Source organism: Arthrobacter sp. UYNi723 (assembly GCF_054057635.1).
Genome location: NZ_JBSRZM010000003.1, coordinates 40,861 through 54,497, shown reverse-complemented (window position 1 = coordinate 54,497; position 13,637 = coordinate 40,861). Strand labels below are relative to the sequence as shown.

The window sequence follows — 13,637 nt, the reverse complement described above, 5'->3', positions numbered from 1 at the left end:
CAGCGACCAGCCGATCGATGGGAGCCTGCTCAGCCAAGGTTGTCGTAGGCGTCGTTGATGTACTCCACCAACGCTTCCTTCTCTTCAAGCGGCAGGAAGGATGCCTCGGCAGCGTTGAGTGTTAGCTCCAGCAGATCGTCGAGGTCGTAGTCGAAGGTCTCCACGAAGAGTTCGAACTCGTCCGTCAGGGTGACGCCGCTCATCAGCCGGTTGTCGGTGTTGATGGTGACGTTGAAGCCCAGCTGGTACAGCATGTCCAGCGGGTGGCTCTCGATGCCCTCGCCGAATCCGGCGATCGCTCCGGTCTGGAGGTTCGATGACGGGCAGATCTCCAGGGCGATGCCGCGGTCGCGGATCCAGCTGGACAGGTCGCCCAGGGTGACCAGGCCGATGCTGTCCTCGTCGCTCGCGGCGTCGTCGTCTTCGTCGTCGAACTCCACCATGATGTCCTCGGCGATCCGGACGCCGTGGCCCAGGCGCAGTGCCCGGCCGTCAACGAGGGCGGACTGGATGCTTTCGAGTCCGGCGGCCTCGCCGGCGTGCACCGTCGCGGGGAAGTTGTGCTGGGCGAGGTAGGTGAAGGCGTCCTTGAACCGGGACGGGAGGAAGCCGTCTTCTGCTCCGGCGATGTCAAAGCCCACAGCGCCCTTGTTGCGGTGGCGGACAGCCAGTTCGGCGATTTCCTGGCCACGGTCCGCGTGGCGCATGGCGGTGATCAGCTGGCCCACCTGGATTTCGCGACCGCTTTCGCTCACGGCGTCGACGCCGGCTTCGAGGCCTTCCTGGACTGCTTCAACAACCTCGTCCAGTGACAGGCCCTTCTGGAGGTGCTGCTCCGGTGCCCAACGCACTTCGCCGTACACCACGCCGTCGTCCGCGAGGTCCTCGACGAATTCCTTGGCGACGCGGATGAGGCCTTCCTTGGTCTGCATCACGGCGACTGTGTGGTCGAACGTCTCCAGGTAGCGGACGAGTGAGCCGGAATCCGCGGACTCGCGGAACCACTCGCCCAGGGCCACCGGGTCGGTGGAGGGCAGCGTGTGGCCAACGGCCTCGGCCAGTTCGATGATGGTGGCTGGACGGAGACCACCGTCCAGGTGGTCGTGGAGCGACACCTTGGGCAGGCTCTTCAGGTCGAAATCGATGGCAGGGGCAGCGTCAACAATAGGCTCAGTCACCATCCAACCTTAGGGTCGGCAGGCGGCTTATGCCAGCCGCTACTTTCCGAGCTGCTCCGCCTCAGCCGGGGAGGACGCCAGCAGCGGCGAAGCCGCGGTATGCGCGGGCACGGAACCTTCCGGGCCGCCGTCGAGCCATTCATCCACAGTTTCGGCGTCATTGCGGGCCAGATGCTTGTGCCACCAGCGCAGGAGGTGGTCGATCAGGATGCCTAGCACGATGGCGAACACCACTGCAATGCCTGCGCTGAGCAGCGGGTTGTTGTGGAGCCAGGGGAACGAACTGGCCAGGATCCCGATGCCGATGGAGTACCCCACCCACGTGATGCAGGCGAAGGCATCCAGCAGGAAGAACCGGCGGTGCGCAAAGCCGGTGCTGCCAGCCACATAGTTGACCGCCACCCGGCCCCAGGGAATGTAGCGCGCGGTGAAAATCAGGACGGCGCCGCGTTTTTCGAGTTCATACCGTGCCCAGCCGAAAGCCTTCTGCACTTTGGGACGCCGCATCCACTTCCAGCGGTCAAGGCCGATCCTGCGGCCGAGCATAAACGCCATGTTGTCACCCGCGATGGCACCGATCAGTGCTGTCGCGCCCAAGATCCAAAGATTCGGTTCACCGCTGTGCCGGGAAAACGCGGCCAGCGCCACAATCAGCGTCTCGCTGGGAACCACCATGGCGAAGCCGTCAATGAAGAAGAACACAAGAAGGACCGGGTAGATCCACCATTGGCCCGCTGCATGGAGCACGGCCTCATTAATAAACTCCACGCGGGTCTTGCTCCTAGACGAAATGATGCAGCCGGAAGTGACGTAAATCGCTCTTCAGTGTCCCATGCCCGGGACCTCGCCCGCTACGCTCGGACGCCGCAAACCCTAGGCTTCCGGATCCTTCAGCCGCTCCACGACAGGAACCTTTCCCCGGATGCGGTTAATGATCAGATCCACGACGATTCCAAGGCCCACGGCGCAGACGATGGCGATGGCCGCGCCGAGCAGATGGTTGTTTTCAAACCACTGGCCGAAGAACAGCCCGATACCCACGGAGTAGGAGGCCCAGAGTGTGGCAGAGAGGACCGTCAGGCCAACGAAACGAAGGTGCGGATAGTGGGTCACGCCCGCGGTGAGGTTGACGGCAACCCTGCCGATGGGGATGAACCGCGCCACCAGGATCAGCGACGCCGGCCGTTTCCTCAGTTCGTCTCCTGCCCAGCGGAACGCACCTTGCATACGCGGCCCGCGCATCCAGTGCCAGCGCCGGGTACCCACACGGCGTCCGATGAGGTAGGCGATGTTGTCGCCCGAGAAGGCGCCCAGGCCCGCGACGGCCATCAGCAGCCAGGGATTGGGGACGTCCGCGGTGGCGGCCACGGCGGCTAGGCCCACCACCACGGATTCGCTGGGAATAGGCGGGAAAAACCCATCAATCAGGCAGCAGGCCAGCACAAGGAGGAGCACCCACGGCTGCCCGGCGGCAGCGAGGATGAATTCATTGATCGCCTGCATTGTCCCTATGCAATTCGGTCGATGATGAGCTGTTGCGCCGGGCGTGCCCCTTCGGGGGCGATCGTGACGGCGTGTTCCAGGGCTTCCTTGGCGCGCGCGAACTTCTCCGGCGTGTCTGTGAGCAGCGTCATGAGCGGCTCACCGGCACGGACCGTGGCACCGGGCTTTGCATGCATGCGGATCCCTGCACCGGCCTGGACGGCGTCTTCCTTGCGGGCACGTCCCGCGCCGAGGCGCCACGCCGCAACGCCCACTGCCAAGGCATCGAGCCCCACCAGGACACCGTCGGCCGGGGCGTAGATGACCTCGGATTCCTTGGCGACCGGCAGCTTGGCGCGCGGATCTCCGCCCTGCGCTTCGATCATCCGGTTCCAGACGTCCATGGCCCGGCCGTCCTTCAACGCGGCGCGCGGATCGGCGTCGTGTACGCCAGCGCAGGCCAGCATCTCTTCGGCCAGCCGGACGGTGAGTTCGACGACGTCTTCCGGGCCGCCGCCGGCCAGGACCTCCACGGATTCCTCCACTTCGATCGCGTTGCCTGCGGTGAGGCCGAGCGGGGTGCTCATGTTGGTCAGCAGCGCCACGGTGTTCACGCCCGCGTCCTTGCCGAGGGCCACCATGGTTTCGGCCAGTTCGCGTGCCCGGGCCTCGTCCTTCATAAAGGCTCCGCTGCCCACCTTGACGTCCAGGACCAGTGACCCCGTGCCTTCGGCGATCTTCTTGCTCATGATCGAGGAGGCGATCAGCGGGATCGCCTCGACCGTGCCTGTGACGTCACGCAGTGCGTAGAGTTTCTTGTCCGCCGGCGCCAGCCCTGCCCCGGCAGCGCAGATCACGGCGCCGATGTCCTGGAGCTGCGCCATCATTTCGTCGTTGCTCAGGGCCGCCCGCCAGCCGGGGATGGATTCCAGCTTGTCCAGGGTGCCGCCGGTGTGGCCAAGGCCGCGGCCCGAGAGCTGCGGCACGGCCACGCCGAACACTGCCACCAGCGGTGCCAGAGGCAGCGTGATCTTGTCCCCCACTCCCCCGGTGGAATGCTTGTCGCTGGTAGCCTTCACACCGCCGTCGGGCCGCCGGAGGCCCCCGAAGTCCATCCGTTCGCCCGACGCGATCATCGCCGCCGTCCAGCGCGAAATTTCGGCGCGGTCCATGCCGTTGAGCAGGATGGCCATGTTCAACGCGGCCATCTGTTCGTCGGCGATGACCCCTCGGGTGTACGCGTCAATGGTCCAGTCGATCTGTTCCGGACTCAGGACGCCCCGGTCCCGCTTGGTGCGGATGATGTCGACGGCGTCGAATGCCTCAGTTGCCTGTGTCACCTTGGGTCCTCCAGGTTTTGGGGACCAAATGCGTCGGGCAGCACCTGGTCCATGGTTTTGATGCCTTGGGTGGTCATAAGCTCCATGCCAGGCGCGCGGAATTCGTAGAGAAGCTGCCGGCAGCGGCCACACGGCATCAGGACGTTGCCGGCGGAGTCCACGCAGTAGAAGGCGCGCAGCAACCCGCCGCCGGTCATGTGCAGGTTTCCCACCAGGGCACATTCAGCACACAGGGTGAGACCGTAGCTGGCGTTCTCCACGTTGCAGCCGCTGACCAGCCGCCCGTCCTCGGTGAAGGCCGCGGCCCCCACCGGGAACTTCGAATACGGGGCGTAGGCGTTTTTCATGGCGTCCACGGCCGCGGCCTCCAGGGCCTGCCAGTCGACGGCGTTCTGTTCCACGGCCGTCAACCCTTGACGTACGGGATGCCGCTGGCTGCCGGTGGCCGGGACCTGCCCACCAGCCCGGCCACGGCCAGCACCGTCACCAGGTAGGGCAGCATGGCCATGAACTGGCTCGGCACCGGGGTTCCGATGATGGTCACAATGCTCTGCAGGTTGTCTGCAAAGCCGAACAGCAGGGCGGCGAAGAACGCGCCGATCGGGTTCCAGCGTCCGAAGATCAGCGCGGCGAGTGCTATGAAGCCTCGTCCGCCGGAGATCTCCTTCGTGAAGCTGTCGATCGCCACGAGCGTGAAGAACGAGCCACCGATTCCTGCAATGGCACCACCCAGGGTCACGTTCCAGAAGCGCGTGGCGTTGACCTTGATGCCCATCGTGTCGGCTGCCTGCGGGTGTTCACCCACAGCGCGGACCCGCAGGCCCCACTTGGTTTTGAACAACCCAACCCAGACAACGATGACGGCGACGTACATCAGGTAGCCCACCAGCGACTGCTTGAACAGGATGGGGCCGAGGATCGGAATTCCGGAGAGGATGGGAATCTGGACGATGTCCAGGCCGGGCGGTGAGTTGAACTTGGCCTTGTCCGCCTGCATAACAGTGCTGAACAGGAAGCCGGTGACGCCGGAAATCAGGACGTTGAGCACCACGCCGACAATGATTTGGTTGACCAGGTACCTGATGCTGAACACCGCAAGCACCATGGACACCGCCGCGCCGGCCACAGCGGCCGCGAGCAGGCCCACGAAGGGGTTCTGCGTAATGCTGGCCACGATTGCCGCGGTGAAGGCGCCGCCCAGGAGTTGGCCTTCGATGGCGATGTTGACTACCCCGACCCGCTCGCACAGCACGCCGGACAAAGAGCCGAACACCAGCGGGACGGCCAGGGTGACCGAACCGGCGATGAGTCCGGCGAGCGAAATGCTGGGCGTCCGGGCACCGCCCACCACCCAGATGAGGAAGGCTGCCACAAACAGCACCGTAAAAGTGACGGTCAGCCAGGCCGGCGCGGGCCGGGCCTTGGTCTTCAGATAGACGGCATAGGCCGCGAGCCCAAGCATCAGGACCGAGAGGACGATCCCACCCGGCATTGCAGGAATTTCCAGCGTGGGCAGCTGGAAGAAATCCCCGCCGGTGGAAATTCCGAACCTTGCGGTCTGCGCTGATCCCATCAGGCCGAAGAAAACAAAAGCGACGAGTCCCAGCGCCGAGAGCAGGACGGGGGTTTTCCAGAGCACCGGTTTGCCGGATGTTGGCTGGGCCTCGTCGGCCTGGGGCGATGTTCCGGGCGTTCCGCGTCCCGGCAGGGGCGATGTTGCTGTTGCGCTCATGCTGCGCCTCCGGTGGTTGCTGCCTGCTGGGTTTTTCCGGCCTTGGCCGGCTTCTTGCGGCGGGGGTTCAGCCCGAAGACTGCCCGCACCAGCGGCGGGGCCGCGATAAAGAGGACAATCAGCGACTGGACCACCAGGACAATGTCGATGGGCGTTCCGGTCTGGATCTGCATCTGCACGGCACCGGCGCGGAAGGCGCCGAACAGCAGGCCGGCAGCGAAGGTGCCCCACGGCGTCGAACGTCCCAGCAGCGCCACCGTGATGGCGTCAAACCCGTACGTTGCAGCGACGCCGTCTGTCAGGACCTTTTCCGTGCCCGCCACCTGGGCCACGCCGGACATGCCGGCCAGTGCGCCGGCAATGGCCATGACCAGGATGGTGGACCGGGAGACGTTGATGCCGGCGGTCAGGGCAGCCTTCGGATTGGCTCCCACGGCCCGGAATTCAAAGCCGACGGTGGAGCGGTTCAGCAGCCACCACACCAGGACGGTGGCCGCGATGGCCAGGACGAAGCCCAGGTGCAGGCGGTACTGCGAGCCGAAAATCTGGGGGTAGATCGCGGTGGGATCCAGAATGGGCGAGATCGGGTTGGACTCCCCCGGGCGCTGGAACGCCGGCGTGTTCAGCAGGTACCGCAGGAAGTAAAGGGCGATGTAGTTGAACATGATGGTCACGATGACTTCGTGGGCACCTGTCCTGGCTTTGAGAAGGCCAACCAGGCCACCCCAGAGAGCGCCGCCCACGATGCCCGCAACCAGCACCAGCAACAGGTGCAGGCCCAGGGGAAGGTGCAGGGCAAAACCAACCCAGGCCGCCAGGATGCCTGCCATGATGATCTGGCCCTGGGCACCAATGTTGAACAGGCCTGCCCGGAACGCGAGGGCAACGCCCAGGCCAGCCGTGATGAGCGGTGTGGCGATGGTGAGTGTCTCCATCATGGGTGCGAACCGGGCGGCCAGGCTGGAACCCCTGGGGTTGAAGACGGACCCCTGGAACAACGCCACATAGGACCGGGTGGCAGCGTCCCAGACCGCGGAAAGGAAATCGGTGGGCCGGGCGAAAAGGTACGACGAGGTGGCACCGACGCGTTCGTCAGTGGCGGCAATGAGCAGTCCGCCGATCACGAGTGCCAGCAGCACCGCCAGGACTGAGACCATGCCGCTGCCGGTGAAGATCTTCCGGAGCAGCGTGTCCGGCCCGCCGGGCAGCTTTCCGCTTTGGGCGCTGGCTGGTACGGCTGAAGGGCTGATGGCGCCGCCGGCCGTGTCCACGGCCACCCCTGCGGCGGTTTCGTCCGCCGCCGGGGTCGGCTGGTGCGGTTTCGGGTGCTGGTCAGCATGCTTAGGGTGATGCTCTTCAGGCATGATCGCCTCCTTCGGGGCTGGAGGCTGCACGGCGTTCTGCGGTAGCGGCATCCTTCGTGTCGGCCGGGGGCGTTTCAGTGGCCGGCGTGTCAGCTTTCACCAGGCCGGTGTGGTCAGCGCCGGCAGCGTCTTCCGCAGAGATCCCGGCCATCATCAGGCCCAGGACGTCGCGTCCGGTTCCTGCGGGAACGATTCCCACCAGTTTGCCCTTGTAGAGCACGGCGATACGGTCGGCGAGTTCCATGACCTCATCCAGTTCGGTAGAGATGATCATGACCGGTGTGCCCTGATCCCGTTCAGCCACGATCCGCTTGTGCAGGAACTCGATGGACCCGACGTCCACACCGCGGGTGGGCTGCGAGGCGATAAAGAGGCGCAGCGGCCGGGACAGTTCCCGCGCCATGACCACCTTTTGCTGGTTGCCGCCCGAGAGGGTGCCGGCGGCCAGCAGGCCCGAGGGCGTCCGGACATCGAACTCGTCGATCCGCGATTTCGCGTTCTCCAGGACCTTCGCCGGGCTCATACTGATGCCCTTGGCAAACGGTGGCTGATCGTAACGGTCAAGGATCAGGTTTTCGGCGATCGAGAACGTGCCGATCAGGCCATCAACAGACCTATCTTCCGGGACGAAGCCGACACCGGCGTTGAGGACGTCCTTCACGCTGCGGCCCACGAGCTCCACGTTGTCCAGGAGAATGGAGCCCTGCACGCGCTCCTGCAGTCCGAGGATGGCTTCGGTCAGTTCGGTCTGCCCGTTGCCTTGGACGCCCGCAACGGCCAGGATCTCTCCGCGCGCAATGTCGAAACTGATGCCGTCCACGGTGTGCTGACCGTTCGGAGCAATGACTGTGAGGTCCTTGACCTGGAAAGTCTTCTCTTTGGGGCTGGCGGGGGCTTTGTCGAGCGTGAGGCTGACGGCGCGGCCCACCATCATGGAGGCCAGCTCTGCTGTGGAGTCACCGGGACTGGCCGAACCCACAACTTTGCCGCGGCGGATCACGGTGATGGTGTCCGAGACAGCTTTCACTTCACGCAGCTTGTGCGAGATGAAGACAATCGAGGTTCCGCTGGACTTGAGCTGGCGCATGATGTCCAGCAGTTCGTCCGTTTCCTGGGGCGTCAGCACTGCCGTGGGCTCATCCAGGATCAGCACCCTGGCGTCGCGGACCAGTGCCTTGATGATTTCCACACGCTGTTGGACACCCACGGGGAGGTCCTCCACCAGCGCGTCCGGATCGACGTCGAACCCGTAGCGGTCGGAAATCTGTTTGATCTTGCGGCGGGTGTCCTCCAGGTTGAGGAAGCCTACGGCCTTTGTGGTCTCGGCTCCAAGAGCCACGTTCTCCGCGACGGTGAAGACGGGGACCAGCATAAAGTGCTGGTGCACCATGCCGATCCCGGCGGCCATGGCGTCGCCGGGCCCCCGGAACGAAACCGGTTTGTCGTCGATGAGGATCTCGCCCTCGGAGGGCTCGTAGAGCCCGTACAGCACATTCATCAGGGTGGACTTGCCGGCCCCGTTCTCGCCCAGCAGACAGTGGATCTGTCCGGGTTCAACCACCACGTCAATGTGGTCGTTGGCGAGCAGGGAGCCGAAGCGTTTGGTGATCCCTCTGAGTTCAAGTTTCAAAACTCTGACCAATCTCGAAGCGTCCGTACATGAACCGGACGGGATATGAGGCTGCAGCACCAGCCTAGTGCCTGCAGCCTCGGGTGGGCGGTAGCGCGGAGGCATGCATTGCAACGCAAAGCGCCACCTCCCGGGCAGTCGATGACCATCCGGGGGCGGCGCTTGGCGAGGATGACTATACCTTGGGACTTGCCGCTGACTCGACCTTCAGCTTGCCGTCGACGATGTCTTTCTTGAGCTGGTCCAGCTCGGACTTCAGATCGGCAGAGACCTGGGAGTCGAAGCTGTGGAACGGTGCCAGCTGGACGCCGTCGTTCGCCAATGTGCCCACGTAGGGGGTGTTGGTGAACTTGCCTTCCTTGTCTTCCTTCACCACGGTCTCAACGGCCTCGCCCATGAGCTTCATGACCGAGGACAGCATGATGTCCTTGTATTCCGGTGCAGTGAGGAAGCCATCGGAGTCGACCCAGATCATCTTGACGTCCTTGCCGGCCGCCTTCGCTTCGTTCAGGGCTGCGCCGGCGCCTTTGCCCACCGGACCAGCTACGGGCATCACGATGTCCGCACCCTGGTCCAGGAAGTTCTGGGTGAGCTGCTTGCCGACGTCCTGCTTTTCGAAGTCGCCGGTAAAGCTGCCGTCCTGTGAGGCCTTGTCCCAGCCAAGGACTTTAACGCTGGTGCCCTTCTTCTCGTTGTAGTACTTCACGCCGTCGGCATAGCCGTCCATGAAGATGGTGACCGTGGGGATCTTGATGCCGCCAAAGGTGGCCACGGTTCCGGTCTTGGTGGTGCCCGCAGCGAGGTAACCGGCCAGGAACGCAGCCTGGGAGGTGTCGTAGATGATGGGCTTGACGTTGCTGATGGGCGGGTCGTAGCCGAAGTCGACGATGGCGAAGTGGCTGTCCGGGTTTGCCGCGGCCTGGGTCTTGGTGGCGTCACCAAGCAGGAAGCCGACGGTCAGGGTGAGGTCGCAGTTGGCGGCAACCATCGCACGGAGGTTTGGTTCGAAGTCGTTGTTGGACTTGGACTCGGCCTGGTTGACCTTGATGCCCAGGTCCTTCTCAGCCTTCTTCAGTCCATCGTAGGAGGACTGGTTGAACGACTGGTCATCGAATCCGCCGGAGTCGGAAACGATGCAACCGGTGTAGTCTGTGGCCGTCACGGTGGGGCTGCCGGCTTCGGGCGGCGCACCGCAACTGGTCAGCAGGAGTGCGGTAGCACCCATGGTGGCCACGCTTGCAACTGAACCGTGCTTGAGGTGTGCACGCAGTGATGTCTTCAAGATTCCTCCAGGATGAAGAGAGAGGCGCTACGACGTGAATTCAATGAGTGTCTGTTTCAACCCTGAAATTCTGTTTTCACTGACGGTCCGCAGCACTGCGCCGAAGCGCTCTGATAGAACCAACATTAGTGGCCTGCAGCACATCCGCTATCACATTGGCGCCGGATCCTGAAGATTGTTGAGAATTTGTTACCAACCAGTAGAAGGCGGCCAGTCCGCACCCATCCACTAAGCGCGAACGGACACTTGGGGCCCGCCGGGAGCGGGCCTCAAGTGTCCGTTCGCGCTGGTGGGGAGCTTAGAGGCGCACCAGCATCTTGCCGGTGTTCGCGCCGTCGAGGAGGTCCATGAAGGCCTGGGGCGCATTCTCCAGTCCATCCACCACGGTCTCGTCATACTGGACTGAACCGTCCGCCAGCCAGGCTGACATCTTCCCGAAGAATTCAGCACTGTGCTGGCGCTGTCCACTGACCAGGAACCCCCGGAGGGTGAGCTGCTTGCCAATGGCAAGCGCGAGGTTCCGCGGCGCCGCGGCGGGTTCGGTGGAGTTGTACTGGGCTATCGCACCGCACATGGCCACGCGGCCGGCCACATTCAGGACGGCCAGGGCAGCCTCCAGGTGATCGCCGCCCACGTTATCGAAATACACGTCAATCCCTGCGGGTCCTGCCGCCTGGGCAAGCTGTTCGCGCACCGGCCCGTCGTTGTAATTGAACGCGGCGTCGAAGCCCAGTTCCAGGAGCCGGGCCGCCTTCTCCGCGGTTCCGGCGCTCCCGATAACCTTGGAAGCGCCCATCGCCTTGGCGATCTGGCCCACAAGCGAGCCCACGGCGCCCGCCGCTCCGGACACGAACACGGCATCGCCTGGTTTGAACTCCGCCACTTTGAGCAGGCCGGCGTACGCCGTCAGGCCGGTCATGCCCAGCGCGCCAAGGAACGCCGACGCCGGCGCAAGGTCCGTGCGGGCAACCGAGGTTGCGTCTGCGTCCAGGACCGCGAATTCCCGCCAGCCCAGTTGATGGACGACGGCGTCCCCCACCTTCCGCCCCTCGGCCCTGGACGCGATGACCTCACCGATGGCGCCGCCGTCGAGCGCTGCATCCAGAGCGAACGGGGCCGAGTACGACTTGACGTCGTTCATACGGCCGCGCATGTAGGGGTCCACGGAGATGTAGAGGTTGCGGACCAGGATCTGGCCGTCCTGAAGCTCCGGCAGCGGTGACTCTGCCAGTCGGAAGTTTTCGGGACCGGGACGCCCTACCGGGCGTGAGGCCAGGCGGATTTCGCGGGTGGATGTTGGCAGTGCCGTTGTCACGCTCATGCGGCGAACTCCAGGATCTTGATGTCCACGGTCATGTTTCCGCGGGTGGCGTTGGAATAGGGGCAGATCTGGTGCGCTTTGGCCACCAGGGACTCGGCCGTGGCGAGGTCCAGGGCCGGGACCGCGATCTCCAGTTCAGCGGCGAGGCCGTAGCCCACGCCGTCGTTCAGTGCGCCAAAGTGGATCTTGGCCGCCACGGCTGAATCGGTCAGGTCTGCGCGCTCCTTGCGCCCCACGAGGCGGAGCGCCGAGTGGAAGCATGCCGCGTAACCGGCGGCAAAAAGCTGCTCCGGGTTGGTTCCCTGGCCGTCACCGCCCAGCTCCACGGGGCTGGCAAGACTGACATCCAGCTTGCCGTCATTGGTGCGTGCGTTGCCGTCGCGGCCTTCGCCGGAAGCCAGGGCCTCGGCAGTGTAGAGAGTCTTCATATGTGGTCCGTCCTGTTGGATGTGGATAACGGAAATCTTGGGCGCTCAGTGCGCGCGGTGAAGGGCTTCTGTGAGCCTTTCAAGAGTGGTGCGAAGCTGTTCCAGCTCATCGGCTGACAACCCGGCGGCGTCCGCAAGGTGCCGTGGAATCCCGCTGGCCTTGCTGCTGAGCGAGCGTCCGGCCGGCGTCAGGTGGACTGCAACACGGCGCTCATCTTCCCCGGACCGGCGGCGCTCCACGAGCCCCATAGCCTCAAGCCGCTTGAGCAGCGGCGACAGCGTGCCGGAATCAAGGCCCAGTTCCTCGCCGAGCTCCTTGACGCCCTTCGGCTCCGATTCCCAGAGGACCAGCATCACCAGATACTGCGGGTACGTCAGGCCGAGGTCTTCCAAGACGGGGCGGTAGACCGCTGTTGCCGCGCGGGACGCGGAGTACAGCGCAAAACACACCTGGCGGTCGAGGCGGGGGGCATCTGTCATACCTAAGACGGTAGTCCACAATTCAATTGTGCACAACTTACCCTGCCAAAGAGACGCGCTAACGAGCAGATAACACCCTCAAAACCGGGATTTGAGGGTGATATCTGCCAGTTCGCGCGGGAGGTGGGGCTTAAGTGTCCGTTCGCGCCAGGGGTTAGGTAGGTCGGGGGCGCGGGGGCTAGAGGTCGCGGATGGTCCGGAGGGCCGCTGCCGTGAGGACCTGGATGCCCAGGCCAAGGGCGCGTTCGTCCAGGATGTAGTCACCGCGGTGCAGGTCGTATTCTTCGCCACCCGGAGTCTTGGTGCCCAGTCGCATCATCGCTCCGGGCCGCTCAGCCAGGAACCAAGCGAAATCCTCACCACCCATGGACTGCGGCGTCAGCACCACGGCGCCCTCACCGATTTCCGCGCGGGCCGCAGCCTCGATCAGCGCTGTCTCGTCCTCAGAGTTAACCACCGGCGGGACACCCCTGGTGTGTTCCAGATGGACATCCACTCCATAGGGCGCGGCCACCTGCTGCACGACTTCATCCAGGAGCTCGCCGGCGTCATGCCAGGCATCGCGGTCGAGGCAGCGCATGGTGCCGGACATGTAACCGGTGCCCGGGATGGCATTGGGTGCCGATCCGGCGTTGATCTGCCCCCACACCACGGACACCCCGCTGCGGACATCCACCCGGCGTGAAAGCACGGCCGGAACGTTGACGGCGATCTGCGCGAGGGCGAAGACCAGGTCCTCGGTGAGGTGCGGGCGGGACGTATGGCCGCCGCGGCCGCTCAGCTCGATCTTGATGGTGTCCGAGGCGGACGTGATGGCGCCGATGCGCGTACCGATGCGTCCGACGTCGATCCTTGGGTCACAGTGCAGCGCAAGGATGCGCGGCACACCGTCCAGGACGCCCTGCTCAATGCAGGACAGTGCGCCGCCGGGCATGGTCTCCTCGGCAGGCTGGAAAATGATCCGGACGGAACCGCCCAGCGGGGACTCCTCGTGCATACGTTGCAGGACCAGCGCGACGCCGAGCATGGCGGCGGTGTGGACGTCGTGGCCGCAGGCATGGGTCACGCCATGGTTCTTCGAGGCAAACGGCAGGCCGGTTTCCTCGATGATGGGCAGGGCGTCAATGTCGCCCCGGAGCGCCGTGGCGAGGGGCCCCTCTCCGACGTCTACGGTAAGGCCGGTGCCTTCAAGCCGCCGCGGGGCCAGCCCTGCAGCTTCGAGCCGCTCCACCAGCTTGTCTGTGGTGCGGAATTCCTTGAAGGAAAGCTCGGGGTGCGCGTGCAGATCCCGGCGGAAGTCGATCAGCTCCGGCAGGAGGGGTTCCAACCATGGCCGCACTAATGCGGTGGGCTCGGCTTCAGTAGTGTAATTACGCACTCATTTACTCTAGCGAGCGTCC

At 64.5% G+C, this 13,637-nt stretch carries 13 protein-coding genes; all 13 read right to left on the bottom strand.

The window, feature by feature from the left end; genetic code table 11:
- Positions 1–29: 29 nt before the first annotated feature.
- A complete protein-coding gene (locus ACVWY0_RS03430) occupies positions 30–1,178 on the bottom strand; it encodes an adenosine deaminase (protein WP_485835436.1) in 1,149 nt (382 codons plus the stop codon).
- Between the two features lie 39 nt (positions 1,179–1,217).
- Positions 1,218–1,946: a DedA family protein gene (locus ACVWY0_RS03425; protein WP_485835435.1), complete on the bottom strand. Its 729-nt coding sequence runs from the start codon at positions 1,944–1,946 to the stop codon at positions 1,218–1,220.
- 105 nt (positions 1,947–2,051) lie between these two features.
- Complete coding sequence (locus ACVWY0_RS03420) at positions 2,052–2,681, bottom strand: DedA family protein (protein WP_485835434.1); 630 nt, start codon at positions 2,679–2,681, stop codon at positions 2,052–2,054.
- A gap of 5 nt (positions 2,682–2,686) precedes the next feature.
- Positions 2,687–4,000: a thymidine phosphorylase gene (locus ACVWY0_RS03415; RefSeq protein ID WP_485835433.1), complete on the bottom strand. Its 1,314-nt coding sequence runs from the start codon at positions 3,998–4,000 to the stop codon at positions 2,687–2,689.
- A complete protein-coding gene (locus ACVWY0_RS03410; RefSeq protein ID WP_485835432.1) occupies positions 3,997–4,401 on the bottom strand; it encodes a cytidine deaminase in 405 nt (134 codons plus the stop codon). Before ACVWY0_RS03410 ends, ACVWY0_RS03415 begins: the two co-directional genes overlap by 4 nt.
- A gap of 5 nt (positions 4,402–4,406) precedes the next feature.
- Positions 4,407–5,732 carry an ABC transporter permease gene (locus ACVWY0_RS03405; protein ID WP_485835431.1) on the bottom strand — a complete coding sequence of 442 codons (1,326 nt, stop codon included), beginning with the start codon at positions 5,730–5,732 and terminating at the stop codon, positions 4,407–4,409.
- Positions 5,729–7,096, bottom strand: a complete 1,368-nt coding sequence (locus tag ACVWY0_RS03400) for an ABC transporter permease (protein WP_485835430.1) — start codon at positions 7,094–7,096, stop codon at positions 5,729–5,731. The genes ACVWY0_RS03405 and ACVWY0_RS03400 overlap by 4 nt, the downstream gene beginning before the upstream one ends.
- The gene (locus ACVWY0_RS03395) at positions 7,089–8,726 is read right to left on the bottom strand and encodes an ABC transporter ATP-binding protein (RefSeq protein ID WP_485835429.1); all 1,638 of its coding nucleotides are present in this window, start codon (positions 8,724–8,726) and stop codon (positions 7,089–7,091) included. Before ACVWY0_RS03395 ends, ACVWY0_RS03400 begins: the two co-directional genes overlap by 8 nt.
- 175 nt (positions 8,727–8,901) lie before the next feature.
- The gene (locus ACVWY0_RS03390; protein ID WP_485835428.1) at positions 8,902–10,008 is read right to left on the bottom strand and encodes a BMP family lipoprotein; all 1,107 of its coding nucleotides are present in this window, start codon (positions 10,006–10,008) and stop codon (positions 8,902–8,904) included.
- Positions 10,009–10,306: 298 nt separating this feature from the next.
- Positions 10,307–11,329 (bottom strand): NADP-dependent oxidoreductase, encoded by a 1,023-nt coding sequence (locus ACVWY0_RS03385; protein ID WP_485835427.1) that lies wholly within the window; start codon positions 11,327–11,329, stop codon positions 10,307–10,309.
- On the bottom strand, positions 11,326–11,757 hold the full coding sequence (locus ACVWY0_RS03380; protein WP_104060963.1) for an organic hydroperoxide resistance protein: 432 nt from the start codon (positions 11,755–11,757) through the stop codon (positions 11,326–11,328). The genes ACVWY0_RS03385 and ACVWY0_RS03380 overlap by 4 nt, the downstream gene beginning before the upstream one ends.
- A gap of 45 nt (positions 11,758–11,802) precedes the next feature.
- Positions 11,803–12,237: a MarR family winged helix-turn-helix transcriptional regulator gene (locus ACVWY0_RS03375; protein ID WP_485835426.1), complete on the bottom strand. Its 435-nt coding sequence runs from the start codon at positions 12,235–12,237 to the stop codon at positions 11,803–11,805.
- A gap of 178 nt (positions 12,238–12,415) precedes the next feature.
- Positions 12,416–13,615, bottom strand: coding sequence for an amidohydrolase (locus tag ACVWY0_RS03370; protein ID WP_485835425.1), 1,200 nt, complete (start codon positions 13,613–13,615; stop codon positions 12,416–12,418).
- Positions 13,616–13,637: the final 22 nt, after the last annotated feature.

Excerpts from the sequence above, each read along its gene's own strand:
- ACVWY0_RS03380 (WP_104060963.1), bottom strand. The coding sequence starts at position 11,757 with ATGAAGACTCTCTACACTGCCGAGGCCCTGGCTTCCGGCGAAGGCCGC.
- ACVWY0_RS03400 (WP_485835430.1), bottom strand. The coding sequence starts at position 7,096 with ATGCCTGAAGAGCATCACCCTAAGCATGCTGACCAGCACCCGAAACCG.
- ACVWY0_RS03385 (WP_485835427.1), bottom strand. The coding sequence starts at position 11,329 with ATGAGCGTGACAACGGCACTGCCAACATCCACCCGCGAAATCCGCCTG.
- ACVWY0_RS03420 (WP_485835434.1), bottom strand. The coding sequence starts at position 2,681 with ATGCAGGCGATCAATGAATTCATCCTCGCTGCCGCCGGGCAGCCGTGG.
- ACVWY0_RS03375 (WP_485835426.1), bottom strand. The coding sequence starts at position 12,237 with ATGACAGATGCCCCCCGCCTCGACCGCCAGGTGTGTTTTGCGCTGTAC.
- ACVWY0_RS03405 (WP_485835431.1), bottom strand. The coding sequence starts at position 5,732 with ATGAGCGCAACAGCAACATCGCCCCTGCCGGGACGCGGAACGCCCGGA.